At 34.2% G+C, this 573-nt stretch carries 1 protein-coding gene; it reads right to left on the bottom strand.

Annotated elements, in window-relative coordinates:
• A partial coding sequence (locus tag ASHG_RS00015) for a MucBP domain-containing protein (RefSeq protein ID WP_187364739.1) occupies positions 1–573 on the bottom strand: 573 nt, incomplete at both ends.

The raw sequence follows: 573 nt of genomic DNA on the forward strand, positions 1-573 counted from the left end.
GATCCTTTTGTTGTTATTGTTTTTTCGTATACGTAAGTGATTTCTTGTTTTTCACCTGGTTTGAAGTTACCTTCTGTTGGTTCTCCATTTTTATCGTAGGTTGGTTCGTTTACAGGATTTTCTGTTCTTACGAATTTATATCCATCTTTTTCTATTTTTCCTGTTGGATATGTTTCGTCTTTGTTTCCTTCTTTTACTTTACCGTCTTCTGTTATTGTTTTTTCTTCTACGATGTTTCCATCTTCATCTTTTGTGATGTAGATATGGTGTTCTTGGAAGCTACCTGGTTCTTCTTTTGTTCTTTGGTAGATATAGGTTACTTCTTGTTTTTCACCTGCTACGTAGTTTCCTTTTGTTGGTTCTCCATTTTCTGAGTCGTATTTTACGCCTAGTTCTTTGGATTTGTCATTTGTTGGTTTTACTTCTACTAGCTTGTAACCTTCTTTGTCTATTTTATTTGTTGTATATTCTTCGTTTTCTTTTCCTGTTTGTTCGTCACCGTCGGTTGTAGCATCTTCTGATATTACATTTCCGTCTTTATCTACTGTTTGATAGATGTGGTGATCTTGGAAT

The sequence above is a fragment of the Anaerococcus senegalensis JC48 genome, assembly GCF_000321005.1.
Classification (GTDB): domain Bacteria; phylum Bacillota; class Clostridia; order Tissierellales; family Peptoniphilaceae; genus Anaerococcus; species Anaerococcus senegalensis.